Annotated in this window: 19 protein-coding genes and 2 pseudogenes; 13 read left to right on the top strand and 8 right to left on the bottom strand. The window is 67.5% G+C overall.

Going from position 1 to position 22,634, the window contains the following annotated elements:
- Window positions 1-117: 117 nt before the first annotated feature.
- Window positions 118-981 carry a hypothetical protein gene (locus ACIQ5Y_RS00490; protein ID WP_403873283.1) on the top strand — a complete coding sequence of 288 codons (864 nt, stop codon included), beginning with the start codon at window positions 118-120 and terminating at the stop codon, window positions 979-981.
- Between the two features lie 152 nt (window positions 982-1,133).
- Here the strand turns inward: ACIQ5Y_RS00490 and ACIQ5Y_RS00485 are convergent, their stop codons facing one another.
- From ACIQ5Y_RS00485 to ACIQ5Y_RS00475, 3 genes are all read right to left on the bottom strand, one after another.
- Window positions 1,134-2,336 (bottom strand): MFS transporter, encoded by a 1,203-nt coding sequence (locus tag ACIQ5Y_RS00485; RefSeq protein ID WP_403873281.1) that lies wholly within the window; start codon window positions 2,334-2,336, stop codon window positions 1,134-1,136.
- A 131-nt stretch (window positions 2,337-2,467) separates the two neighbouring features.
- Entirely contained in the window at window positions 2,468-4,468 is a 2,001-nt protein-coding gene (locus ACIQ5Y_RS00480; protein ID WP_403873278.1) for a PEP/pyruvate-binding domain-containing protein, read from the bottom strand.
- Window positions 4,465-5,907 carry an acetyl-CoA carboxylase biotin carboxylase subunit family protein gene (locus ACIQ5Y_RS00475; protein WP_403873275.1) on the bottom strand — a complete coding sequence of 481 codons (1,443 nt, stop codon included), beginning with the start codon at window positions 5,905-5,907 and terminating at the stop codon, window positions 4,465-4,467. Before ACIQ5Y_RS00475 ends, ACIQ5Y_RS00480 begins: the two co-directional genes overlap by 4 nt.
- Before the next feature lie 386 nt (window positions 5,908-6,293).
- Here ACIQ5Y_RS00475 and ACIQ5Y_RS00470 point away from each other — a divergent pair, with 386 nt between their 5' ends.
- The 3 genes from ACIQ5Y_RS00470 (at window position 6,294) to ACIQ5Y_RS00460 (ending at window position 7,505) form a co-directional block, all read left to right on the top strand.
- Window positions 6,294-6,425: a DUF5713 family protein gene (locus ACIQ5Y_RS00470; protein ID WP_403873272.1), complete on the top strand. Its 132-nt coding sequence runs from the start codon at window positions 6,294-6,296 to the stop codon at window positions 6,423-6,425.
- Between the two features lie 70 nt (window positions 6,426-6,495).
- Complete coding sequence (locus tag ACIQ5Y_RS00465; RefSeq protein WP_403874462.1) at window positions 6,496-7,038, top strand: transposase; 543 nt, start codon at window positions 6,496-6,498, stop codon at window positions 7,036-7,038.
- Between the two features lie 251 nt (window positions 7,039-7,289).
- Complete coding sequence (locus ACIQ5Y_RS00460) at window positions 7,290-7,505, top strand: hypothetical protein (protein WP_403873269.1); 216 nt, start codon at window positions 7,290-7,292, stop codon at window positions 7,503-7,505.
- 436 nt (window positions 7,506-7,941) lie between these two features.
- Here ACIQ5Y_RS00460 and ACIQ5Y_RS00455 read toward each other — a convergent pair whose 3' ends face one another.
- Complete coding sequence (locus ACIQ5Y_RS00455; RefSeq protein WP_403873267.1) at window positions 7,942-8,313, bottom strand: hypothetical protein; 372 nt, start codon at window positions 8,311-8,313, stop codon at window positions 7,942-7,944.
- Window positions 8,314-8,362: 49 nt separating this feature from the next.
- On the opposite strand from ACIQ5Y_RS00455, the gene ACIQ5Y_RS00450 reads away from it, so the two are divergent.
- Entirely contained in the window at window positions 8,363-8,638 is a 276-nt protein-coding gene (locus ACIQ5Y_RS00450; protein ID WP_403873264.1) for a hypothetical protein, read from the top strand.
- 879 nt (window positions 8,639-9,517) lie between these two features.
- On the opposite strand, the pseudogene ACIQ5Y_RS00445 reads toward ACIQ5Y_RS00450, so the two are convergent.
- Window positions 9,518-10,037: pseudogene (locus ACIQ5Y_RS00445) on the bottom strand (transposase family protein); the annotation flags it as partial.
- A gap of 450 nt (window positions 10,038-10,487) precedes the next feature.
- On the opposite strand from ACIQ5Y_RS00445, the gene ACIQ5Y_RS00440 reads away from it, so the two are divergent.
- The 8 genes and pseudogenes from ACIQ5Y_RS00440 (at window position 10,488) to ACIQ5Y_RS00405 (ending at window position 18,496) form a co-directional block, all read left to right on the top strand.
- Complete coding sequence (locus ACIQ5Y_RS00440; RefSeq protein WP_403873261.1) at window positions 10,488-10,958, top strand: hypothetical protein; 471 nt, start codon at window positions 10,488-10,490, stop codon at window positions 10,956-10,958.
- A 57-nt stretch (window positions 10,959-11,015) separates the two neighbouring features.
- Window positions 11,016-11,285, top strand: a complete 270-nt coding sequence (locus ACIQ5Y_RS00435) for a hypothetical protein (protein WP_403873258.1) — start codon at window positions 11,016-11,018, stop codon at window positions 11,283-11,285.
- A 1,227-nt stretch (window positions 11,286-12,512) separates the two neighbouring features.
- Window positions 12,513-14,450 (top strand): PAS domain S-box protein, encoded by a 1,938-nt coding sequence (locus ACIQ5Y_RS00430; RefSeq protein WP_403873255.1) that lies wholly within the window; start codon window positions 12,513-12,515, stop codon window positions 14,448-14,450.
- A 108-nt stretch (window positions 14,451-14,558) separates the two neighbouring features.
- Window positions 14,559-15,086 carry a TIGR02391 family protein gene (locus ACIQ5Y_RS00425; protein WP_403873252.1) on the top strand — a complete coding sequence of 176 codons (528 nt, stop codon included), beginning with the start codon at window positions 14,559-14,561 and terminating at the stop codon, window positions 15,084-15,086.
- A 79-nt stretch (window positions 15,087-15,165) separates the two neighbouring features.
- Window positions 15,166-15,342 carry a DUF664 domain-containing protein gene (locus ACIQ5Y_RS00420; protein ID WP_403873250.1) on the top strand — a complete coding sequence of 59 codons (177 nt, stop codon included), beginning with the start codon at window positions 15,166-15,168 and terminating at the stop codon, window positions 15,340-15,342.
- Window positions 15,343-15,453: 111 nt separating this feature from the next.
- A complete protein-coding gene (locus tag ACIQ5Y_RS00415; RefSeq protein WP_403873247.1) occupies window positions 15,454-16,104 on the top strand; it encodes a hypothetical protein in 651 nt (216 codons plus the stop codon).
- 388 nt (window positions 16,105-16,492) lie between these two features.
- Window positions 16,493-16,720, top strand: coding sequence for a hypothetical protein (locus tag ACIQ5Y_RS00410; RefSeq protein WP_403873245.1), 228 nt, complete (start codon window positions 16,493-16,495; stop codon window positions 16,718-16,720).
- Window positions 16,721-17,240: 520 nt separating this feature from the next.
- Window positions 17,241-18,496: pseudogene (locus ACIQ5Y_RS00405) on the top strand (IS256 family transposase).
- 48 nt (window positions 18,497-18,544) lie between these two features.
- Here the strand turns inward: ACIQ5Y_RS00405 and ACIQ5Y_RS00400 are convergent.
- The 3 genes from ACIQ5Y_RS00400 to ACIQ5Y_RS00390 all read right to left on the bottom strand — a co-directional run bounded on the left by ACIQ5Y_RS00400 (window position 18,545) and on the right by ACIQ5Y_RS00390 (window position 22,501).
- Window positions 18,545-19,489, bottom strand: a complete 945-nt coding sequence (locus ACIQ5Y_RS00400) for a methylenetetrahydrofolate reductase (protein WP_403873242.1) — start codon at window positions 19,487-19,489, stop codon at window positions 18,545-18,547.
- A gap of 629 nt (window positions 19,490-20,118) precedes the next feature.
- Window positions 20,119-21,327 (bottom strand): IS701 family transposase, encoded by a 1,209-nt coding sequence (locus tag ACIQ5Y_RS00395; protein WP_403873239.1) that lies wholly within the window; start codon window positions 21,325-21,327, stop codon window positions 20,119-20,121.
- A gap of 55 nt (window positions 21,328-21,382) precedes the next feature.
- Window positions 21,383-22,501 carry a DUF6183 family protein gene (locus tag ACIQ5Y_RS00390; RefSeq protein WP_403873236.1) on the bottom strand — a complete coding sequence of 373 codons (1,119 nt, stop codon included), beginning with the start codon at window positions 22,499-22,501 and terminating at the stop codon, window positions 21,383-21,385.
- Window positions 22,502-22,634: the final 133 nt, after the last annotated feature.

Genomic DNA, 22,634 nt, shown 5'->3' with positions numbered 1-22,634 from the left:
CCTCGTCGTATTTCGCAATCAGCACTCGCACAGGTTGCCACCCACCAGTGACAGACGATCGTCTGGGTGGGAGAAGGCCTTCGTACTGTTGTCGTACGGGGGAAGCACAATGGGCGCATGTCTGAGAGCTTCGTCGACCTGGGGAAAGTTGATGCGCCGTCGGGTGTGATGGTGCTTGGCATGGCTGGGTGGATCGATCAGTGGCGGGAGCTGGGTCTGACCCTGCCCGAGCGGGCCCGGGCGGTGGCGGCGGCGGGGGGAGGTCATTTTCGTGAGTGGTTGTGTGAGGCGGTCGCGGTTCCGGTAGCCGCAGACCGGGCTTTGCCGGTGCGGGCGAGTACCTCGGCGTCGCCGTTCGACGGGGAACCGGCGATCGCGACCCTGGAAGTCGGTCTTGGCCTTGTGTGGCCCGAGAGCCGGGACCGGAGAGTGCCGATCCGGCTCGGGGATCTGCCCGTAGACCGGTGCGGCATGGTTGTCGGCGACGCCGCGGCGCTGGACGCGTGGACGGGAATGGACGACGAGCCGGCCGACGGGCTCGCCGATGTCTCCTACTGGGGCCGGTACAAGGACGACGCACACGAGCAGTTCGGCGGTGAGCACATCGGACGGTTCGGTGGCGACGGTCCGCGTGGTTGGCTGGACCTCCCCGTGGCCGAGGCGGCCACACGTGCGGCCGAACTAACTGCATGGTGCGACCGTCTCCACGGTCAGGGCCTCATGGTCTCGGTCGAGAAGCACACCGACGACCACCGCTTCCGGCGGGCCGGGTGGCAGCACCCGCTCCATGTGGGTGTGATCGAGGTCGGCGGTTGTCAGGTGCTCGGCATCGAGTGGGACCAGGGTGACCACTCGATGAGGCACCGCGGGGAGCGGGTTGCCGGTCAGGTTTATCCGGTCACGCTCGAAGTCGATGAGGCGGGAGAGATGGTAATGCGGTGGGCGATCCCGCCCTACGGCTTCGACGACGAAGTCGAGTGACGAGCCCTGCTCCCGGTACTACCAGGGCGATCACCCGCATGACTGGTGATCGCCCGAACTGTAGCCGGGCGTAAGTGCCCGAAGGCGGGAACGACCCATCGCGGAGCCAAGGAACAGGGAACGGGGGGCTTGCGAATGGCTGTGCCGCCGTTTCAGGGCTGACGGGTGGCCGGAAGTACGCCGTCACGGCGCAGTCGACCCAGGACAACGCCCACGACGAGCAGCAGAAGACAGGTGCCCGCTGCGGCGTGCACGAGGAGCAGGTCGAGGCGGTTAGCCTGCAGGTAGGCGCCGACGGCCAGTGCCACCAGCGCGCACGCGCCGCGGTCGACGATGGACTCCACCGACAGCAGGGTCGCCCGGTAGGGGGTCGGCGGGATGGCGGCGTTGATCAGGTTGCGTTGCACCGGGTACGCAAGGCCCGCCGCGGCGGCGAACACGCACAGCCACAGGATCGTGCCCAGACCTCCCGACAGCGTGGTGGCCGCGAGCGTGAGCGCCATGACGACGCTGAGGACGGTCACCACGGTGATGTCGGACAGTCGGTTGCGCAACCAGCCGGTTCTGGCCGAACCAACGGCCTCGGCGACCGTCATCGCCGACAGCACCGCACCGTGGTCGGCGACGGGGAGGCCCTTTTCGAGCAGCAGCGGCTGGAAGAGGTTGACCTGGCAGATGCGGCCGAGCGTGAACACGGCCACGCCCTGCACCATCAAGGGCCCGAGGGACCGTGACGTTCCGAGCACTTTCCCGGCATGGCGGGCCGAGTCGAGGAGCCCGACGTGGTCCGCGGGCGGGTGAGCGCCCCCGCGGGGCGCCGCGATCGCCGGGAGGGCCGCGGCGCAGGCCAGCGAACCGAGCGCGGAGAGTGCGGTCAGCACATAGGGGGCCTCGTGCCGGACGTGCATCAGGACGCCGACCAGGGGCCAGCAGGCGATCTTCGCCCACAGGCCGAGGGCGCGGGCAGTGCCCTCGGCCTGTACGTAGTGTGCGTCCGCACAGTGCTCGTGCAGGTACTCGTACAGGTAGGCGCTGGAGGCCCCCGACACCAGCGAGCGGGCGGCGGCTATGGCCAGGAAGTGCGCCATGAAGCCCGCGAAGGACGGCGAGGCAACCGGGAGGAGGTTCGCCGCGACCATCGTGGCCGCCCCGAGCTGCATGCAGCGGCGCTGTCCGATGCGGTCGGCGAGGAAGCCTGTGGGGATCTCCAGCAGGCAGAACGCCACGTAGTAGACGCTCTGGATGCCGAAGATCTGGCTGTCCGACAGGCCTGCCTGCTTCTGGTACTGGTAGAAGACCGGCATCCACCACAGCAGGTTGAACAACAGCTGGAAACCGTTGTTCAGTCGGATCACGCGGAGCACCGCGGCGGGTGGACGGACGCGGCGTTTCACGCGCGCACGCAGGGACACCGGCATGAGCATTGGCGTGACCCTTCGGGTGGACGGGAGGGGGACGGGACGGGATGGGGGAAAGTACGGGCGGGTCAGGCGCTGTACGGGCGCAGCTGGAGGATGTGGGGCACGCCTCCCGGCCCGAGCAGCCACTCGACGTCGAGCGGCCGGGCGAAGGTGTAGTCCGTGGCGAAATGGGACTGGAGCAGGCGGCCCGCCAAGGCGAGCCGGCCCAGGTGGGCCCTCGTCTCCTGGGCCAGGTCCTCGGTGGCCGCGCCCAGCGAGAGGGTGCGGCCGCCGCCCTCGACCGTGTTGTACAGGTACTGCAGGGGCATCGTTCGGCCGTCGACGACGTCTGCCGTGGACCCGTGCGCGCAGTTGAGGTACACGTTGCGGAAGTCGGCCCGGTTGGTCGGATTGCAGGTGACCATGACGCCTCCGAGCGGGGACTGCTCGTAGCGCTGGACGATCACCCCCATGTAGGTGTCGTCCAGGGAGATGCCGGCCTGATGGCGCAGCCGCACGCTGCGCGGGGAGAGCAACGAGGCCCACACCTGGCGAATGGCATCCAGCAGCCCCGGCAGATCGGTGACCTTGGTGTGGGACTCGTAGATCCCGGCCGCGGAGAAGCCCGGCAGGTCCTCGGCGTTCGAGGAGGACCGCACGGCGAAGCGACCCGTGCCCGCCAAATGCTCGACCAGCTGTGTGTCCAGTGCGCGCACCAGGTCCTCGGGCACGGGAAGGGTGCGTACCAAGTGCTGCAGTTGGAGGCAGACCGTGTCCACGGCGTCCATGGCGTTCAGCTCCAGGGCCATCTTCAGCTTGCCGATGCTCTGTTGCACGGCCGGCGAGGAGTCCAGGAAGCGCTGTTGGACGGAGAAGGGGACGGCGATGCCCGCCGGCGCCTGGACATGCCGGGTCAGGAACTCGCCCGCGTACTGGGCGAGGTCGCCGTCCTCGGGCATCCCGAGCCGGGCGGCCAGGTGGCCGAGCAGGTCGGCCCGGGGCGGGCGGGGCACGGAGTAGTAGCCGGTCAGCCGGCCCGAGCCGTGGCGCAGTACGTGGTGCAGTTCACCGAGGTTGGCCGCCTTGGTGCCGTAGCGGTTGCGGTCGTGGGCGCGTAACGCGGAGAGCGGCACGAGCGGAACGTCCGTCACGTGCGGCGCGTCGAGGCGGACCCGCTGGGTGTGCCACGTCGGTTCGGCGAGGTCCGGCGGCTCCTCGGCGCGCTGGATGACGAAGGCGTCGGCGGTGACCTCGTAACGGACCCAGGCACCGTCCAGCTTATCGTCGGCGATCGTGTCGAGGACTCCGCGGACGATGGCGTTGGGGATGCCCCAACCGGCGGCCAGCATGTTGGTGTGCGACAGCGGGGTGGTGGGTTGGGCGTTGATCAGACCGGCGAGCCGCGGGATGTCGTCGGGGACCACCGGCATGGCGACGATGTCGTACCAGGTCAGGTCCCCGCGGGCGGCCAGGTACTCCTCGCCCGAAGCGAAGGCGCGGAGTCGGCCGGTGGCCGAGGCGAGCGTCAACGGCACGAAGGGCGCGGTCGCCAGGAGCGCGTGACCCCGTGCACGGGGCACCACGGTCTCCGGCACTGCCGCGAGGGCGTTCTCCTGCCCGTGGTTGGCTGGCTTCACCAGCAGTTCCAGCCCGGGATCGAGGTGGGCCCGTACGAAGGTGTGGAACTCGATCAACAGATCAGTGCCCATGGTGTCGGCCTCGGTGGTCTCCAGGACCATGAACGGCTCGTTCGGCTCCGGACCGCCCCGGGCGTGCAGCGACAGGACACCGAGGAGGAAGCGTCGCGCGGGGTCCTGGTAGACGTCATGGTTGAAGCGGTCGAGTTCGGCGTCGAGCTGCTCGAGGGTCAGCCCCTGGATCTCGGTTGCTATGTAGTTGACGTGGAACGAGTGCACGGCGCTGTCAAGGACGTGCCAGCGGCCCTGGGCTCGGTCCACGACGACCTTCACGTACGGATGCCCGCCCAGCACCCCGGCCAGCTGCTCGAACAGGGGGAGCGTGAGCAGGGTGTCGACGGCGGCTCCCCGGGGGGACGGGGCGGCAGCGATGGTTCCGGCGTCGGTCATGCGATGCTCCCGGGCGTCGAGCGGTCGGCGGACAGGACGGAGGGCGTGGTGGGGGCGGCGGCGAGGGCGGCGGCAGCCTGGGGAGTGGCGGGCGGCGCGGTCAGGGCGTTCGGCAGCGCCGCGAGGATGCGGCCGCAGTCGGCCAGCAGCGCCGGCCCGGACTCCGCGGTGAGGAAGCACAGTGCGGCCATGGAATTGGCCCCTCCTGCCTCCGCGTACGGCGGGACCGGGCTGCCCGGCGCGAGACTGTGCTCGCGCACCAGCTCCACACGGGTTCCCGGCGCGACCAGGGTGGGCCAGTCGACCGCATCGAAGTCCCAGACCGGGTATTCCCTCCAGGGCCGGCCCTCGGGGTCGACGGCGAGGATGACGAGGGATCCGGCGGCGCCCTTGCCCTCGGTCAGCATTAGCTCCGGGTAGGCGACCTCCCGGCCGAGCAACTGGCGCACCAGCATGCCGATCATGTCGAGCCCGAAGACGGTCTCCACCTGCCGGGTGGTCATCACCCCACCGAAACGGGCTGCGGCCTCGATCAGCCACATGGCCCCGTCCGCGCCGAGTTTGATCTCGGTGTGGGTGGCGCAGGTGTCAAGGCCGAGCGCGTCGACGGCGGCGCGCGACACCTTTTCGATCCGGTGCTGCAACGCGGTCGGTAGGGCGGCCGGAGCCAGACTCGCCCGCTCGGTGAAGGGCGCGATGGTGGGCATCCGCCCGGTGATGCACAGCGGGTGGTAGCGGCCGTCGGCGACGATCCCCTCCACGCTGACGTAGTCGCCCCACCCATCCCCGTCGAACCAGCAGGACGCCTCACCGGTCACGATCTCCTCCAGCAGGAAATCGCTGACGCCCTGGTCCGCGGCGTGCAGTTCCGCGTAACCCTGCGCGGACGAGGCTTCCATGACGGAGCGTCCGGTCTTCCAGGCGGCCGCGGCCTGCTGCTCGTTCCACACGGTGAGGTGGGCCGTGGAACCCGCGCTCCAGGCGGCCTTCAACAGGAGCGGCGGCCTGAGGGTTTCGAAGGCGGCCGTGATGTCCTCCGGAGCGTGGATCTCCGCGAACCCCGGTACGGGAACCCCGGCGGCACGCCAGATCCGGCGCATCAGACGCTTGTCCCGCGCCCCCGCAACCCGCTCGCCGGCACCGCGCAGACCCAGCCGCAGGTTCGCGTGGGCGACGGCCACCACCGCGTACTCCGACAGGGTCAGCACCGCCTCGGCGCCGACGCGGCGAGCATGGGAACAGATGAGATCGACCAGGTCCGCCGCCTCGCCCGGCAGGGCAGTGGTGACAGACGCGCACCCGGGCAACCACACCGCCTCGGTGGCGCGGGGCAGCGGCGCGAGCGCCAGGACGTGAACCTCGGCATGGGCGACGATGCGCGGGACCGCGTATTCCAGAGAAGGGCCGCCCTTGGCATAGACGAAGAGGATCGGGGTCATGGTGCTCCTCGGGTCGAGGGGGACGCCGGTGGTGCGGCGGCGTCGTCGGCAGACGATTCGTACGTGGTGTAACCGCGAACGGACCAGGGGTGACTGGACTGCGACCGAAGCGGCGATGGCACGGATGTACGCCTACTCGGTTGGGTGTTCGCCAAACAATCACGTTCACCAAGTGGGTCCGAGACGAGGGTGTTTCGGCCATTCGCGCCGAGCCCGTGGGGATCACGCGTCCGTGGTGCGTTCGGCAGTCTTGTCGGGTCCACACTGCGTGCTGCACGTGATCTCGGTCTTCCTCGGTACTCAGCAGCTCTCTTGGTAATCCAGCCCGAACACCGAAGTCCGGTTGGACGTCGCAGCCAGGGCGGCCCAGGCCGGACAGGGAGTTCGTGGCGGCCGGGAGCGGGATCGAGACGGTTGCGCGTGAGTGGATCTGTGACAAGTTCCGCTTCGTCGCGTCCGCATACGGGTTCACGCACGCGGATCGGGACGAGCTGACCTCGGCGGCCGCCGCCCTGTAGTCACGACGGCGGACGGCACCCGGAATTCTTGACTGGTTGTCGGTCCGCTACCAGGGATCGCTCGCGGGTGATGGCGTTGGGCTCACGCAGGTTCGGTGGCCGACGGAGGATACATGTGATTGATGGCCCAGACGGCGGGTGCCTACTCGCCGGGGATGCCCCGGTCAGCGAGCTCGTCGGTGACAAGCACGTAGGTCGGGAAGATATCGCGATCTTCGTACGGCACACGGAGGGCGTCCCATTCGCAGAGGACTTCCAAGGAGGAGCCGCTCCAAGCGCCCTACAGCGACCGCCGCACCCGCCTGGCGGGTCGCCTGCCCCGAACTCGACACGGCCGTCGAACACGTCCGCGCCTTCGCCGACCTCATGCACGAGCGGCGCGGGCAACGTCCTCGACAGGATTGAGCAGGTCCGCGACAGCGACCTGCCGTCGTTGCAGCAGTTTACCCGGTGCCTCTTCCATGACCAGGACGCCGTCGTCGCCGGCCTCTCCTCATCCTGGAGTTCGGGACAAGTCGAAGGACAGGTCACCCGAGTCAAACTGATCAAGCGAGCTGGCTACGGCCGAGTCAAACTCGATCTCCTCCGAACCCGAATCCTCCTCAGAACCTGAGCCCAGCGCAATCACAAGATCAGCGACAGAGTCCGTTCATCTGTACCTTGCTGAGCGCCTCAACGAGTACGCAGACAGAACCCTGATCGGTCAGGTCGAGGGGAAGGGGTGGGGGTGTGGGCTGATAGCGGGGAGCTGACTTCGGACTCGTTCGAGTGGTCGGCTGCCCACGTCTTCAGAATCGGGGGGTTGTATCGGCCTGCGCCCTACCTGCCCCGACCGTTGCTGATCTTCGCGAGAGAGGTTGGATCGTGTCCGGAGTCATCGAGGTAGGCACCAAAGGGCTCGTGAGTACGGTAAAGACGCCGATGGCCGCCTTTGTGGTGGAGACGCCGGGCGGCCTGTCGGCGCCGGTGCGGATCCCCACCCGGAAGATCTTCGAGGAGTCCGCGGTAGTCAGCGGGACGGGGGAGGGCGGGGCGGCGCAGCGGTTGCAGGTTTCCGCTGCGGCACGGGCGGCGGTGTAACGGGTGGTTCGCCAACAGGGGCGGTGAGGCGTACCTGATCCCGGTCTCGGCAGCCGACTACGACGGGGACCGGAAGGCCGGGTCCGGGGGCCTGGCGGCACTGGGAGTCGGTCGCAGTAGCTCTGAACCCCTGTGTCACCGGGAATGTGGTTGAGGGGAACGGCCTCGGCCAGGCCAGCCCCTTCGGATCTTGCCGGGCGGGATTTGGGCGGGGAGCCGCGCTGCGCTCAGGTTGGCGGGATCGTCTCGTTCGGAAGCTGCCATTGCGGCCAGGCGGGCCGCCGGGCTCCTGGCGACCGGGGGCTTCTGCTGCTTGCGGATCTCAGCCGCACAGTCCGCGAAGTTGCCGCATGGGACAGGCGTCATTGCAATCGATCACAGCTATATTACAAGACACAAGGCTCGCCGGTATCGAAATTACTCCTTCGTTCAGGGTTTACGCGGCATGGATCTCCGCGGAACTGACTGGCTTTATCCATATCTCGATATACGGCGTCGGTCCGACCGCAATGGGCGCCGGACGTTCAACGGAGACTTCACCTTCGAAATAGGCTGGAAATCCAGCGGAGTACAGTCGATATTGAATGCGACCTACGCCTTTTATTGGCGAGATGTAGACGAGCCCGGATGGGGAAGGGCCTTGATAGGCGCGAATGAACACCGCAGGCGCTCGAATTTCTGCTATAAGCCCTGCCGGTACCTCGAGCTCTTGCGTCTCGGGAATTTCTGGATCCAGAGGATGTTCTTTCAATTTCTGTAGCTCTCTATCTACCAGTGCTTCTAGCTCGCTATCATGATCGAGGCCCATTGGTTGCTCCCATTTCACTCTCTGCGTGTAGGCGGCGCAGAGTGTTCGGGTGGAGTCGTTGCGCGAGCTCGAATTCCTCCCTGCAGCGGCAAAGTGCAATGTATGTACGGCTAATGAGCTCTCCTTCGTGCCCGATGGGGAAATGTTCGCTGGGTACGTAGGCGAGAATGTCATCGCGGTCAAATCGGTGGCCGCCGCCTTTGAAGTGTGTATTGCCGGCGAGCGCTACATCGGCCAGTTGCTCTGGGCTGACGATTGGGTACCGGACGTTGGAGGACCGCGCGCGCTTGACGATCTCCGCACAAATCCGCAGCTCGGGAATTAGGCCGATAGTAAGATCCAGGATCTCAAAATCCTCTGGCTTGAAGTTGATGTCGACCCCAACTCCACGCCATTCTTCGTGGTTTGTTGTCACTGTGCACACCAATGCCTTTTCTTATTGAGAGTGCTGCAGGCCCGGCACATTCACGGAATGGAGATGCTGGACTGTGGAGGCAAACAACGGTGGCGGAGAGGCACCGCAGGGCGGCGTAGTCGCTGATGGGATTTCTGCTGTCTGGAAGTTGAGGGCCGGCGACGGCGAGGGGACAGGTGGCGTAGGAACGCCTCCCTTTCCATGTGAACCGCTAACAGTTAGCCCGGAGAAGGACCCATCGCGACAGGTTGCAGCCGGATGCCTTCAAAGCCACGGTGCTGACACCGGCGTTGACCGAGCGACTGGCAAGGGAATACCTCGGCTGCTCCAGTACTCACAGTAACCCTGCCGTGGTTAGACCGCACTGCGCGCGGGCGGTCCCGGCCAGGCCGCGGACGCGGCCGTGGTGTATGGCTGGGAATGGTCGGGCGAGGGAAGCCGGCACGTCGACCGCGACGCACAACTCTGGTCCTCAGTCTTCACGGCCGCCCGGAATGAGGCACCGAGAGGAACGCAACGGTTCCCTTCACACTCAAATGCGACACAACAGCCCACGTTGCGCAGGAAGATGATCAGAGGTTCTGAAATGGAGAGCGAAGTGATCAAGAAGCCATTGCATCCAGGACGCACCGCGGTCCCCCGGCCCCGGCCCACGCACCATCCGTCCCCGCACATGCCCGTACCGCGGGACGCGAGTCGGGGGCCGGTTGGGCGAGCGCCTGTGTGTTGCGGCCGGGAGAAGGGCTGTCCCGCAACGGACCGGGGGACAAGGCTGCTTGAGACAGCGGGGCCGGTACCTGGATAGCCGCCGTCTGCAATCGTGACCGCGCTACCGACAGCCGCCTTGGCGCCTGACTCCTCCCGGGCTTTGCAGTCATCGCGATTTCCCGACAGCGGTCGGCCGACAATCATGACCCGGTGGGTGTCCGCGTCGATGACCACCTGGTGGTTGGTGGAGTAGCGGTGGTTCTTGGATCGCTGGGCGAGGGTGTGATCACGAGTTGGTAAGAGTGTGCCAGCCGCGATGAGAACAGTGCCCTCGTGGAAGCGTGGCCGCTGGATCGATCCCAGACGCGGCCCCGAAACGCCGAACAAGGGCGCGATCTGTCGCATCGTCAGATCGGTCCGCCAGTACGCAACGACCAGCAGCACGCTGTCCCTCGAAGCAAAGCGTCCAAGGGCATCCGGGCCGCGCTGCGTGTGCACCTCGGCGGCGCAGAGCAGTGACCGGATTGCTGAACTGCCGCAGGGTGAGACAGCTGAACGGACGTACCCAAGACAGCTCAGACGCAGTGATCACGACAGCCACGGGGTGATCTTCCCACCCATGAACACCGTTACGGGACAGCCCTTAGGCAATCTTCAACGGGATCTCTGCAGATGCTGCCTGGTGCGGTTGGGCGGATGATGGATTTTTGGGGGATGGAGTAGCGAAAGCGAGGCGTGGCCTTGGGTGGGAACAGCCTTCTGGTTGGCCGACCGGTGGCGTCGAGTTTTGGCTGTGCTCGGTTCGAACCCTGATGATCTTCCGCTTGAGCTCCGTCAGCAACTTGGGGATGCGCTGGCCGGGATTACTGGCTGGGGATCTGCGGGCAATGCCCTGAAGGGCGTCGGCACGACTGATCTGGGTCGCAATCGGTGTGCTCGTGGAGAAGGTCATTCGCTTCCCGGCTGAGGAGGAGAACGACGGACCTGAGCGGCAGGGCGAGGGCAGGCAGGGGCGGTTCATGCCCAAACCAGGCCGCAGATTGGAGTGAAGATGTCAGAGATGGATAATTTTTCGCTGATTGATGTGCGTACAAATCAATCGTGCAGCGATCCTGTCTCGCTTCCCATCGCTGAAGCGTTCAAGGCTTCGTTTGGAGTCGTCCTTTTTTCTGTCCCGTTTCACGCGCTAGTGGGGACGGTAATCGGTGTCAGCTTGAGAGCGGAAATGGACGGCCCCGCGGATAGCCCTGCGCTTGCTACGGTCGGCCTCGACGTTCATCAGTGCTGCGCCGTTTCTGATGAGAGAATTACGCCGATTCAAACGACGGGGCACCCGGGCCCGGCGGGCTCGCCTGCCCTGATTCAACCTAAAGACCCGATACTTCTGGTTGACAAATGCACCATTTCGACGCATTTTGGTTCGGAGGAATGCGTCTATTATCTCCGGCTGAAGATCTCCAGCTCGTCGGCGAAAGTGCTGCTGTCGTATCAGGTTGAATTTCTTGGCTTCATCGAACCGTAGCGACTCCGGTTCAGGTTTTGGCCCGACGGCGACCAACGGCGTCCGTACACGCCTGATTTGGCCGCCGGCGTCGGGCAAGCCCTGGGCCTCGCCGTCGCCGACATCCGGGAGCTCCTCGTGTCCGGCACCCAGGAGCCCGTGCCGTACGTCAACGTCGAGGATGGCCCCGCCAAGATCGACGTATGGGCCGGCGCCTACGTCCAGCACCAGTGGCGCATCACCACCCGCGACGAGGTCGAAGAATGGATCGGCGGCGACCCCTCCGACAGCGACATCCGCGGCACCCTCGGCGACCTGCGGGAGACCGTCAACGGGATCGACCTTTGACATCGGCCCGAGCGCCGAGGCCGAAGGAGAGGCCCATGGGAAAGCCGTGCGACCACTGCGAGCCGAACCTGCCACCCGGACGCGGGTACATGTACGCCATCACGGGCGGCACGCTCCATCACCTCGGCCAGTGCCGTGGGGTCAAAACCCCCTGGCTTGGCCTCTGGTGCGACCGCACCCCACCACGCATCGACCTGACCGAAGACTTCGACCTCGACGGCCCTACGGGACCCGCCATGCGGGACGTGATCCACGAGCCCGAGGATCAGCCCTTCCCCGAGGACGCGCCAGGGTACAAGCGGCCTCGGCTACGTGAGCGTCCCCGAGGAACTGCTGGAGAGCGACTACGACGGCCCCAGCAGGCCGGAGCACTTCTCGGCGCGGCCCAGCTGGTGGACACGGTTCTTCGGCACGGTCTGGTAATCCACCCGCCCTACGGCTAGCTCCGGAGACTGCCCGCCTCCTCGGCTTGACGGCTTTACGGCTTGTCTGCATGAGGTGTCTTTCTCCGCGATAGCCGGAAGAAGAGGTCCGCCTCGGGTTCGGCGCCGGCGGCGGTGTCAGGTGTACATGCACCGGTATGGCTCGTGCACGGATCCGATGGCCCTCGTTGTGGAACGCGCTCGGGAGATCGTGGACGGGCACGCGCCGCTGAAGGTCACGCTCAGGCAGGTCATGTACCGCCTCGCCGCCGAGGGCGTACTGCCGCACAGGTCGCCGATGCACCGGCGGCTCTGTCCGCGCAGCCGGCCCGGCCCGGCGCGAGGGCCGCTTCCCCGACCTGATCGACACCGTCCGCGAAGTCCACGTCCCGCCGGCCCGGCCAAGTGCGGACGCCTTCGTGCGCGAGATGCCCGACTGTTGCGCCTCGACCGCACCAAAGGCCAGGAACAGTGACGCAGGACAACAGGTCGCAGAAGCACGTTCGCCGGAGCGGTCTCTGTGACCGTTCCCCGAACGGCAGTCCGGCAGGCATGGGGCTCATGCGCCCACGTCACCAGTGGGTGACGTCGTAGACCGCCGAGCTGTGAGCACCACGGGATGGGCGCCCACCCGGCCCACCCGACAGTGGCTCAACAACCAGTGCGGCGATGCGTCCGAGGCGACACGACATCAATGCGACAAAGTGCCGTCACAAACGAGCGCTTGACGACAAGCCGCCCCCGCCGGGCCCCGCTGGTGTTGAGATGCCCCATGGAACAGGCTGAGCACAGTACGCATCCAGGCATGAACTCCGTGACCGAGGAACCGTTTCGCGCGCTGCTGGAGGCTGCTCCCGACGCAATGGTGATCGTGGACGACGACGGTGTGATCCGTCTGGTCAACGCCCAGACGGAAACGCTGTTCGGCTACCCGCGGGACGAACTCCTCGGCCGCCCCGTGGAGGTCCTGGTGCCACAGCGGTTCCGGGAGCAGCACCCGGGCCACCGATTGGGCTACTCCGCCAACCAACAGGTCCGTCCGATGGGCGCCGACCTGGAACTGTACGGACTACGCCGCGACGGTGCAGAGTTCCCCGTCGAGATCAGCCTCAGCCCCCTGCAGACGCCCGACGGACTCCTGATCTCCGCAGCCGTGCGCGACGTCTCCGATCGCAAAGCCGCTGAGGCCCGCTTCCGGGCCCTGCTGGAAGCCGCCCCGGACGCCATCGTCATCGTGGACGACTGCGGGACCATCCAGCTCGTCAACGCCCAGACCGAAGCCCTGTTCGGCTACCAACGCGAAGAACTACTCGGGCACCGAGTCGAAATCCTCGTCCCACAGCGCTTCCACCATCACCACCCCTCCCACCGCAGCGGCTACGTCGACAACCGACGCGTACGCCCCATGGGTGCCGGCCTGGACCTGTACGGGCTGCGCAAGGACGGGGCCGAGTTCCCGGTCGAGATCAGCCTCAGCCCCCTGGAGACCCCGGACGGCACCCTCGTTTCCGCCGCCATCCGTGACGTCAGCGAGCGCAAGGCCGCCGAGGCCCAGCTCGCCGAACTCTACGAACAGCAACGCCACGTCGCCCTCACCCTGCAACGCAGCCTGATGGGCTCGCCCGCGCCGCTGCCCGGAATGGACACCTCCAGCCGCTACTTCCCCGCCCGGCAGGGGCCGGGAGTGGGCGGGGACTGGTTCGACCTGATCGCCCTGGGCGGCGGCCGGGTGGGCGTACTGATGGGCGACGTCATGGGCCGCGGACTGGAGGCAGCCGCCGTGATGGGGCAGCTACGTTCGGCCTCACACGCCCTCGCCAAGACCGGTATGCCGCCGTGGCAGCTGATGCGGGCCCTGGACGCGGTCGTCAGCGAACTCCCCGACCAGCTCGTCACCTGCTGCTATCTCATCTTGGACCCCGACGAAAGCGCCCTGACCGTGTGCTCCGCCGGACACCTGCCAGTACTGCTGGTGGACCCTGCGGGCCAGGTGAGCAGACTCCCGGTGCCCGTCAGCGTGCCACTGGGCGTGGGCGAGGTGCCCCATCAGGAAAGCCGGCTCACCGTTCCCCCGGCCTCGGTCCTGGCTCTCTACACCGATGGCCTGGTGGAGACCCCCACCAGTGACATCGAAGAACAGATCGACGCCCTCGCCATCGCGCTGGAGAAGGCTACCGCCGAGAATCCCTGTCTGGAGACGGCCGCCGACTTCATCCTCACCGCCCTGTTGCCCGTCCCCCAGGACTACGCGGACGACGTGACGCTCCTGCTCGCCCGCATCCCACCGGCACCCGTGACCGCCGTCTCCGCACTCCTGCCCGCCCAGCCCGTCAGCGTGGGCGACGGGCGCCGCTTCCTGCGCAGAACCCTCCAGGACTGGGCCTGCGACGACCTCACTGACACCGCCTGCCTGCTGGCATCCGAACTGCTGACCAACTCGGTACGCCACGCCTGCGACCCGCTGCGACTGCGACTGCGCCGCACCAGGGACGAACTCCACGTCGAAGTCTGCGACGGCAGTCCCGTGCTGCCGCACGCCAGGGCCGCGGCCCCCGACGAGGAATCGGGCCGCGGACTGGCCCTGCTCGACCAACTCGCCGCCACCTGGGGCACACTGCCCACCCAGGAGGGCAAGGCGGTGTGGTTCTCCCTCCCCCTGCCAACCTCCGCCCGGCTCCAGCAGGGGGACCTCCCGACAAACCCAGGAACCACGACATCCATTCCAGCGCCTGAATCCCTCTGACCATTGCTGACATCGCCCGGGCTCGCACGGAGCTGGCCCGGTTCCTGGAGCTGACCACGATGTACCACCCGCCGGACCCTCCGGGGGGTCACCTTCATCACGTCGCGAATGTCCAACCGGGCGGATCAGAAGGACAACCTGGCCAGTGCTCAGGTGGTCGAGCAGATCCTGGACCGGGTGCTTTCCGGCCGGCGCACGGAGGTACCGGACAGCCGCGTCAACCGCTGGTGTCGACACCGGGAGGCCGCCCAGCGAGCCGAGGCCATGCTGGAGCGCGACGGCGAGGTACGTGCGCGGCTAGGGGACGATGCCCCGGACCTGAACGCCTCGGCGATGCACCCCTGGGCCTGGGAGAGTGCGCGGCCGCTGTGGCAGAGTGGGCACTTCCGCCAGGCCGTCACGGCCGCCGCCCGAAAGGTCAACGCCGAGACGCAGAACAAGGTTGGCCGCAAGGACGTTAGCGAGACCAGGCTGTTCCAGCAGGCCTTCTCCCAGGACGATCCCAAGCCAGGGCAGCCCCGCCTGCGCCTGATGGACAACGGCGGAAGCGACACCTTCCGCAGAGTCCACCACGGTGCTGCGGCCTTCGCGGAGGGGCTTCTTCGCCGGGATCCGCAACCCCAACAGCCACGATGACGGACTCCCCGAACTTCCGGAACATGAGGCGCTGGAGCAGTCGGCCGCTCGGCTCGCCTTCATTGACCACTAGCGCCAGTTGCTGCGCATCCCCGCGTGCGGCCTGACCGAGGAGCAGGGCCGGGCCACTCCCTTCGCCAGTAGGCTGAGCATCGCCGAACTGATCAAGCACGCCGCACGCTGCGAGCGTGGCTGGACGGCCCTCGTCCCGCGGCGCTCCGGCTGCTACGAGCCGGCGACCGGGGAGACCGACTAGCCCTGGGAGCCCGCCGCGCCCGCCCGCTGAGGGCTACGGGCCGTCAGAAGTCGTGCCCCATTGGCCGGGTATGGTCGAGGCGCTCTTGCGGACCGGTCCTACGCTGGAGGCATGGCCACCGATCCCTTGCTGAGACAAGGCCCCGACTCGACGGATCTGGTCCTGCGCGCCGGCCCGACCGGGCGGGTGTGGAACGCGGTGATCTCGGCGGGGCCGGCGCTGTTGGCTCCGCTCGCCTTGGGCGCGCTGACCCTGGTCGTCGCCCTCGGGATGGTGCTGGCCGGGGCGCGGGCGTCGACCGTGTTCGTGGTGGTGGGGGTGATCGCCGGGCTGGAGTACCTGATCGGCTGGGCGGCGGTGGCCTCTTCCCGGGCCCAGGACATCCAGCGGGTGGAGTTCGAGCCGGCCGGGGTGCCCGCGTCCCTGCGGTTGGTCCGGGGCGCCCGGCCGGACGCCTGGCTGCCCGTCGAGACCCTGCGCGAGGTGCGGCTGACGCACAAGGTGGTGGAGCCGTACCAGGGGGACTACAAGCCGGCCGTCTCCACGCTCGCGCTGGAACTCGTCCTACGGGGCGCCCGGGAGCGGCTCGCGCTCCCGTTCGGCGGCGACCCGCAGCGGCTCGCCGACGCGTTGAAGGCTCTGCTCGGCCCGGCTGGGGTCGTGGTGGTGCTGCGCACCGAGCGCAGCACGCGCGAGCGGCCGCAGCCCAACTCCGGCTGGACCTCTGGTGGTTCGGCCTCGGTCGGCTCGGCCGGCGGCTAACCCCGGGCTGCCCGTGGCGCTCCCCGGCCGGGAGCGCCCGTCGATGCCACCAGCGGCAGGTGGCACGGGGCAGCCTGCCGCGACCCGGGCGGGTTGAGCCGCCGGGTCGACCATTGCGGGCGTTCGCCGGCTTCGGGGCGGCGGCACTGGACGGCTACGGTGGCGCCTCCTGCTTGAGGATTCATCCCGGCGGCGCGCGGCTGTGGCAGCGATCAGCCGAAGGCGCGAGCACGGGCGGAGGAGGCGGCGCGGAAGGCGGAGAAGCTCACCAGTTGATGGGTGCAGGGGTGCGCAGTGGCGTTTCGGCGGTGAATCGGGGGCCACCGGCGGGTGAACTGACTGCCTGGGGCCTGTCGCGGCCGGTCCGGGGAACGGTACAACCGCCTGCGTGATGATCATGATGATGCGGGCCGCCACCGCGGCCGCCGCAGCCCTCGCCCTGTCTCTGCCCGCCACCACCGCGCAGGCCGCGGACACCGCGCCCCGTGTGGTGCCGCAGGTCCTTCCGATGGGGGTGGCGGTGTCCGCGCTGCCGCTCGCGGTGGAGGACCGTACCGGCTACCAACGGACGTCTTTCCGGCACTGGAACGCCGGCGCGAACCCGTCGGACGGCTGACATACCCGCCTTGTCTGCATGGTCGAGTCAGGACTGAGTGCAGCGCCCCTGGTGTGTGACGACCTTAGCGTCGTAGGCCCCCCTCTGAGGCACGAGAGGCACGAGAGGCGGCCCGACTCGTGCATTGACTGGTGCGTCGGGACGCGGGCCCTACTGGTCGTCGATGTGGCGAAGGACTGCATCCTCCGGTATCCACGGGAACCTGATTCCTGGAAACCTTGCCTGCCGGGCTTCGTTCGGGTCGAAGGCGAGAACTGCCTCAACGAACGGCTCGGGCGGCAGGTAGCTGTGGTCGACGACGTAGTGGCCGATGAGGCTGGGAGCGGCGAAGACAGTGCCAGGGTTGCCGGGGACGCGGATCTCACCGGTTCCGGCGCTTGCGCGCAGGTCTCCCGGGCGTGGTGGAGCAATGATCGATACCTGTGGATCGGCGTGGATGGAAGGGGGCGTACCTTCCTGATGGATCGATAGGTCATCGAGTTAGGCCGACGTTGGCGCGTCGGTCAGGAAGGCGCGCCCTGTGCTGACGGTAGTTGCTGGGGACGGTGCGGCGCGCAACGACGTGTCGCTGTTGGACGACATCGTGCGGGAGAGTGCCCGGCGGATGTTGGCTGCGGCCCTGGAAGCAGAGGTCAGCGCATATCTGGCCGAGCCGGCCGGCGAACGGGGCGCCGACGGCCGGCGCCTGGTGGTGCGCAACGGCTTCCACGCGCCGAGGAAGGTGACGACCAGCGCCGGGTCGATCGAGGTGAAGGCCCCACGGGTCAACGACAAGCGCGTCGATGTGGCCACTGGAGAGCGGAAGCGGTTCTCCTCGGCGATCCTGCCACCGTGGGCCCGGAAGTCTCCGAAGGTCTCTGAGGTGTTGCCGCTGCTGTATCTGCACGGGCTGTCGACCGGGGATTTCATGCCGGCGCTGGAGCAGTTCCTGGGCAGCTCGGCCGGGCTGTCGGCGGCGACGATCAGCCGACTGACGGTGCAGTGGCAGGCCGAACACGAGGCGTTCGGCAAGCGTGACCTGTCCGGCTCGGACTATGTCTATGTATGGGCCGACGGCGTGCATCTGAAGATCCGGCTGGAGGAGGCCAAGGCCGCGGTGCTGGTCCTGATGGGTGTCCGTGCCGATGGTCGCAAAGAGCTGATAGCCATCGCCGACGGCTACCGGGAGTCCGGCGAGGCCTGGGCCGGGCTGTTGCGCGATTGCGCCCGGCGCGGGATGCGGGCCCCGGTCCTGGCCGTCGGCGACGGGGCGCTGGGGTTCTGGAACGGGCTGCGCGAGGTATTCCCCGAGACCCGGGAACAGCGGTGTTGGGTTCACAAAACGGCCAACGTTCTTGATGCGCTTCCGAAGTCGGCGCAGTCCGCGGCCAAGCGCGCCGTGCAGGACATCTGCAACGCCGAGGACAAGGACCTGGCCAGGGCCGCCATCAGAGGATTCGAGAAACAATACGCTGCGAAATACCCGAAAGTAGCCAAGCGCATCACCGACGATGAGGAAGAGCTGCTGACGTTCTTCGACTACCCGGCAGAGCACTGGGTTCACTTGCGGACACGAATCCCATCGAGTCCACCTTCGCCACGGTCAGGTTGCGCACCAAGGTCACCAAGGGTCCAGGCAGCCGGGCCGCAGCCCTGGGCATGGTGTTCAAGCTCATCGAGTCCGCCCAGGCTCGCTGGCGCGCGGTCAACGCGCCTCACGTGGTCGCCTTGGTCCGCGCCGGTGCCCGCTTCGAGAAGGGCGTACTCGTCGAGCGCGAGGAAGTCTCAGCAGCCTGAGCTACGTCATGATCAGAGGAATCGACAACTGCACGTTCATAGCCGACCTCATATGGATGGTCGACCGCGTCCGAGCAGTCCGCTCACCTCGCCGGCGAGGGCGACCGCGGCCTCGATCTCGGCTTTGCGGATCGACACGCTCTCCACGAGGAAGCCGAAGGGCATGCCGAGCTTGCGGCAGAAGGCGATCAGGTCCCGGGCGTTGGTCAAGCAGTGCTCGTACGATTCGGCCAGGGTGTCGTCGGCGTGGAGCAGTGAGTTCGTGATCCAGCGGGGGACGTCGACCCCGAGCCATTTGAGGAACGTTAGCGTCTTCACCGAGCCGCACACCGAGAGCGTGAACAGGACGGGCTTGGGTGCGAGCCTCCGCTCGCGGCAGGCATAGTAGTAGTCGGAGACCATGCTCTTCACTGCGTCGGCGTTGTAGATGACCTGCGAGATGAAATACGTGCATCCCGCCTCCTGCTTGGCGAGCAAACGCAGATGTTCGTCGGGCCGCTCGGTGATGGCGACGCCACCGAGCAGCAGGTCCGGGCGGACGTCGCGGCGTAGGACCTGCGCCGCGGACAGTCGGGTCCGTACCGTCTTGTCTTTCGAGGCCGCACCGACGAAGACGCCGAGCACTCGGTCCGTGTCGGCCATCTGCAGCCAGGTCCGCAGCTCCGCCTCGGCGTACTTGCCGACACACCGGTAGATAACCGCGGGGCGGTTCCACTCGCTGAGGTATTCCGCGTGGTAGACGGCGGGGTCCATGGTCGGCAGGTACGGAAACGGTCGCTCCGCAGGATTGCGGTCGCTCTCGTCGTCGATGTCGTAGAGCGCCAAACCGTCCACGTCGAGGGAGCCCAACCGTGCCAACGTGGCCGCGGTAATCTCCCGGACCCGCTCGGGAGCGGTGCTCAGACGCGGCGGTGTGATGCCGAACAGCAGGATGCCGCTCTCGGCGTCGGTCACCAGCGTCCGGAGAGCCGTGCTGTCTTTGTGGTCGACCATGTCGCGGAAGCTACCAGCTCATTCACCAGGCAGCAGGCGAATGTCACTCTGTGAGACCGGGGTCCGCCACTCTCGCCCGAGGGAACCATGACACGGCTCCGGTGGAACGACCACGCCGATCGGATCCACAGGATTTGACAGTAACTCATGGCGATTTGATGGCGGGTGTGTTGTAGACGAACCAGGTGGATACGTCTGCCTCTCGTGCGACCCTGGCGAAGGAAACGCGTTGTCCAGCGTTGAGCAGGTCCCGGATGGCAACTCGTGTGCGGGCAGTCTTGACAGCGCTGTCCGCTTGGCGGGCCCGACGTAGGCGGGCCACACGGGCCTCGCCAGAGGATTCAGTGCTGGTCACGTGCGCTCCGGATGGTCAACCCGTCCACGGGGATGAACCCGTATGAGGTTGGGGGAGGTGGAACGGCTCCGGGGTGAGTTGTCAGATCACCCCGCCTCATGTCCAGATCAACGACCTCAGTTCGGAGTATTCACATGATCGGCCGGGCAGGCCCTAGTAGTGCTTTGTTAGCTGGTGTCGTAGGGCTGCCATGGGACGGTTTGTCGGCAGGTGGGGCAGGTGCCGGTCCAGGTGGCCAGCAAATGTTGGATGAGGTCCAGGGCCTGGTAGAGGGTCAGACCCTGGCAGGGGCTTTTGGGCTGCTCCGCTGTTCGGTCAGGAACAGGTGGGCGGCGGTGACCAGGGTGACGTGGCGGTGCCATCCGATGAACGAGCGTCCTTCGAAGTGGTCCAGGCCCAGGGCTGTCTTCAGTTCGCGGTAGTCGTGCTCGATCCGCCGGCGCGACTTCGCGAGGCGGACCAGGTCCCTGGCGGGAATGCTCGCGGGCAGGTTCGAGATCCAGTACTTCACCGGCTCGGCCTCGCCCTCGGGCCACTGCGCGATCAGCCAGGTCAGCGGGATCGTGCCGTCCTCGGCAGGCTTGGGCCGCCGCCCCGCGAGGCGGACCCGCAGCAGCACGAAGTGCGAGCTCATCGCTGCTTTGGAGCCCTTGCGCCAGGTCACGGCCCGGCCCTTGTGGCGCCCCGCGGCCAGCACGTGCTCGCGCAAGGACACGGGCCGGGTGCGGTAACGGGGCAGCGGCCTGGGGCCGAACCCCGCGTAGGCCGGCTGATGCGGTACCGCTTCCTCGCCGTGGGCGGTCATCTCGCCTTTCACCTGCAGGACGTAGGCCAGCCCACGGTCTTCCAGACCGCGGCGGAAGTCGGCGTTCGCGCCGTAGCCGGTGTCCGCGACCAGTGCGGCGGGCCGCAGACCGACCCCGGCGAGTTCATCGAGCATGTCCAGCGCGAGCCGCCACTTCGGGCGGTGGTGCTCGGTTGAGGGGATGCGGCATGCCGCCCGGCGTTCAGCCGCCTCGGGCCCGTCCCATGACTGTGGCAGGAACAGGCGCCAGGACAGCGGGCACGAGGCGGTGTCGGAGGCCGCGTGGACGCTGACGCCGATCTGGCAGTTGCCGACCTTGCCCAGAGTGCCCGAGTACTGACGGGCCACCCCGGGCGAGGCCTTGCCGTCCTTGGGGAAACCGGTGTCGTCCACCACCCACACCTGCGGGCGCACCACTTGCACGGCCCGCCAGGCCAGCCGGGCCCGCACGTCGGCGAGCGGCCAGGTCGAGGACGTCATGAACTGCTGCAACCGCTGATGATCGACCCCGAGACGCTCGGCCATCGGCTGCATCGACTTCCGTCGGCCCTCCAGCAGCAGACCCCGCAGATACAACTGGCCCTTCTCCCGCCAGTCCGGCCGCACCAGCGGCGCGAACACCTCGGAAGCGAACTCCTCCAACCGGACCCTCACCGCCGCAAGCTCCCCAGCCCTCATACAGCCAGCGAACTACCAGACACCCGACACGACAAGACCGGCTAACAAAGCACTACTAGTCGGTGTCCGTGGCCGCCAGGACGGCGAGGCGCAGACCGTCCGGGGAGAGGGCCGCGATGCCGTAGTCGTCACCGTCGTTGTGGAAGAATGCGGCATCGGTCTGGAAGTGGAACCAGGTGTACTGCTCGGCGAGGCGTTCCACCTCGCCCGCGCTCGCGTGGAACGGGAGGCCGCACAGGCCCGCCAGTGAGCGCCACGCCTGCAACCGACCCCAGGCCCCGTACCTGCCGGAGTTGCCGAAGCCCCCCATGGCGGCGGTGGCGAAGAGCAGGGACCAGATGTCGCCGACGGGACGGGCGGCTATCTCGTAGCGGCCGGCGGGGCCGAGGCCCGCGACGCACTCCATCGGCAGGGTGGGGAGAAGGGCGGGCACTTGGGCGGGAGTGATGGGTCGGTCCGGCCGGAAGACCCAGGCCTCGGCGTAGCCCCAGTTCTTTTCGACTGCGGTGACGATGAGGTCGTGCTCGTTCACCGTCACGGAGTTGCGCAGCGGTGACGTTCCAGTCGGCCGGGGGGTCGGCGGATCCAGACGGCCGTGCTCGGGCAGGCCGCTCTTCACGCCGTAGGACGAGCCGTGCACGGAATGGCGCGTGAAGTCGGGTTCAGTCTCCAGCGGACGGCGGCGGTCGGGGAGCCAGTCCAGGGGAGGCAGCCAGGTGGGGCGCAGGGCCGGGAACTCGTCCGGGTCCACACCGCGCAACAGCAACTCGTGGAACAGGCAGGTCCGCAGCTCGCGGAGCCGGTCGTCCTCGGGGAGGTCGGCGAAGACCGTCTGTGCGAGCACCGCGGCCGACTGGTGCTGGGCGAGCATGGTCGCCATGAGCGGCAGTTCGAGTCCCGTGGGTCCGGAAGCGGCCTCCTGTTCGCCGAGCAGCCAGAGGAGCAGCTCGACGCTGTCACGGCCCGGAGTCGTGGTCAGGAGCCGCCGGAGGTAGGAGAGGTCGGTTCCGTGGATTCGAGCGGCCCGGGCGGCGGCCGCGTAGCGGGTCGTGAGGTGCGATGCCAGCTCCCGCAGATGGGTGATGTCGCCCGCCATGGCGTGCTGGAGGGCATCGTCACGTGAGATGTACTGGGGCTCGCTGCTGGTCGCCGGATCGTTCGTCTCGTCGTTCACGGTGCGACAGCCTAGATGTATTCATCACGAGCGTTGTTGACACTGCGGGGTCTTGATCATGGCGAAGACCTCCGGTGTGGTGCAGGTGTCTAGGCTTCACCGCACAACGGAGGTCTTCGTGTTGTCGGCGTAC

The sequence above is a fragment of the Streptomyces sp. NPDC096339 genome, assembly GCF_044762985.1.
Lineage (GTDB): Bacteria > Actinomycetota > Actinomycetes > Streptomycetales > Streptomycetaceae > Streptomyces.
The sequence above is the reverse complement of the archived record's forward strand: the minus strand, read 5'-3'. Positions and strand labels throughout refer to the sequence as shown.